Annotated in this window: 1 protein-coding gene; it reads left to right on the top strand. The window is 41.0% G+C overall.

All coding sequences use genetic code 11. From position 1 onward, the window contains the following. The first annotated feature begins 571 nt into the window (after positions 1 to 571). A complete protein-coding gene (ltrA, locus tag HMPREF1640_RS12275; protein WP_036895337.1) occupies positions 572 to 2,374 on the top strand; it encodes a group II intron reverse transcriptase/maturase in 1,803 nt (600 codons plus the stop codon). The last annotated feature ends 117 nt before the right edge of the window (positions 2,375 to 2,491 follow it).

The raw sequence follows: 2,491 nt of genomic DNA, 5'->3' as shown, positions 1-2,491 counted from the left end.
CTGCGCCCATAAGGGCATACTGTAAATGTAGGTTTGGCAACCTACCCAGCAAGGGTTTTCTAAGCTGGTCATCAGCCAACTTATCCACTTAGCTGAAAAGCGGTGGGGAGTGTAGCATGTTGGAAACGGCATAAGTCGGCTAACTATCATGCCGCTACTGAATGTCAAGATGAAACGATGAATACGAGGATGAAGACTATACTGTTTGAACGACAGTCCAAGACGTTAGTTGGTAAACACAGACCTAAGATAGTTATAAAGGTCTGTCTGCAATACTTCCACTTTCCGACTTCGAGTGCGAGAGCAGAAAACCGATTGCAGGTCAGCCGCAATAAGCGGAAAAGGACGAAAATCGCATCCGACAATTCATCAAGCCAATAGTTACAGTATTGCTTAAATGGGGATTACCTAAACCGAAGTGCCAACAAATGGCTATAGGAAGTGGGTTCTTTGAAAATTCGGCAAGGTAACAGAGTCTCCGTAGTAGTCCGAGCAAGGGAAAGCCTTGTACATGGCGAAGGGAGACAGTGTGTTATTTTTAATATGTTAAATGAATGATGTGTGAGACATTATGAGAAATTCAGAAAATGTATTAAACAGTCTGGCTGGGCATAGCCAAGACCTAAGCTACAAGTTTGAAAGACTTTACAGACTGTTGTTCAATGAGAATCTGTTTGCAGAAGCCTATCAGCGGTTGTCTCGAAATCCAGGCAACTGCACAAAAGGAACTGACGGACAGACAATAGACGGAACAAGCATAAAGCGCATCCGTGACCTCATAGAACAACTAAAGGATGAAAGCTATCGTCCTTGTCCTGCAAGAAGAATATACATACCCAAAAAGAATGGAAAACTTCGTCCGTTGGGTATCCCTTCTTTCAAGGACAAGCTCGTTCAAGAAGTAGTAAGAATGATACTCGAAGCAATTTACGAGGGACACTTTGAGGATTGCTCGCATGGTTTTAGACCACACAGAGGGTGTCATACTGCTATGGCTTCCTTGCAAAAGGGAGGTTCGGGAACAAGATGGTTCATAGAGGGTGACATCAAAGGATTCTTTGACAACATCAACCATGATGTTCTTATAGGTATTCTTGGTGAACGAATCAATGATGAGAGATTCTTGCGTCTGATACGAAAATTCTTGAAAGCGGGTTACTTGGAGCAATGGGAGTACAAGAATTCCTACATCGGAACTCCACAAGGCGGTATTATAAGTCCAATTTTGGCGAATGTCTATTTGGATAAACTCGATAAATTCATGTTGAGATACATCGAGACATTCAACAAAGGTAAAGCACGACAGAGAAATCCTGAATATAAAAGGGTTGCAAGTCGTAAAGACAAACGAGTAAAGAAACTGAAGAATGAACAGGACGAGCAGAAGAAAAACATATTACGGTTAGAGATAGCGTCTCTACATCGTGAAATGCAACAACTCCCTGCAACTCTTGACATGGACGAAGATTTCAAAAGAATGAAATACGTGCGGTATGCAGATGATTTTTTGATTTGTGTTATAGGAAGTAAGGCTGATTGCCTAAAGGCAAAGGAAGATATTAAAATATTCTTGCAGGAACAGCTAAAGCTCCAACTTTCAGACGAAAAGACACTTATCACAAATGCACATGACACCGCAAAATTTCTCGGTTTTGAAGTAACCGTCCGCAGTACAAACAAGACGAAAAAGGATTATAGAGGAATACCTATTCGCTCTCTTGACCACAAGGTTGTCTTATTATTGCCATTTGAGGCGATGAGAAAGAAACTCTTAGATTACAATGCTATGCGTAGTATTGTAAGAAATGGCAAGGAAGTATGGGAATCAACCTCTCGACCTTATCTTCGTAGTAACGACGACCTTGAAATTCTGAATAGATATAATTCGGAAATCAGAGGTATCTACAACTACTATTGTATTGCAAACAATGTCAACATACTCAACAGTTTCTATGGTGTCATGAAAGAAAGTATGTACAAGACATTCTCATCAAAGTATGAATCTACTGTAAGAAAGATTGTCAACAAATACTGTAAGGACAAGATTTTCACGGTAAGATACCAAAACAAGAAAGGTGAATGGCTCGAACGTACCCTATATCATGGCGGATTTAGGCAAGACAAAGAAGCACGCATAGACAATGCGCATATTATGCCCAGCTATTATGGAACGGAGAGCACAAGCCTTATGGCTCGCTTGAAAGCCCATAAATGTGAATATTGTGGAGCTGAGGATAATCTGAAAATGATACATGTCCGCAAGCTCAAGGATTTGAAAGGCAAAGAAGCATGGGAGAAACTCATGATTGCCCGACAAAGAAAAACAATCGCAGTTTGCGAGAAATGTTTTAACAAAATTCATGGAAATAAATAGACTGACAATAACCACGGAGAGCCGTATACTTGGAAACAAGTACGTACGGTTCGGCGGCGAGTACATTGAAACCTGCTTCCATAAAGGGAAGCAAGGCGCATTGTGCTTAGCCATTGG

The sequence above is a fragment of the Prevotella sp. S7-1-8 genome (assembly GCF_000758925.1).
Lineage (GTDB): Bacteria > Bacteroidota > Bacteroidia > Bacteroidales > Bacteroidaceae > Prevotella.
The sequence above is the reverse complement of the archived record's forward strand: the minus strand, read 5'-3'. Positions and strand labels throughout refer to the sequence as shown.

Excerpts from the sequence above, each read along its gene's own strand:
- ltrA (WP_036895337.1), top strand. The coding sequence starts at position 572 with ATGAGAAATTCAGAAAATGTATTAAACAGTCTGGCTGGGCATAGCCAA.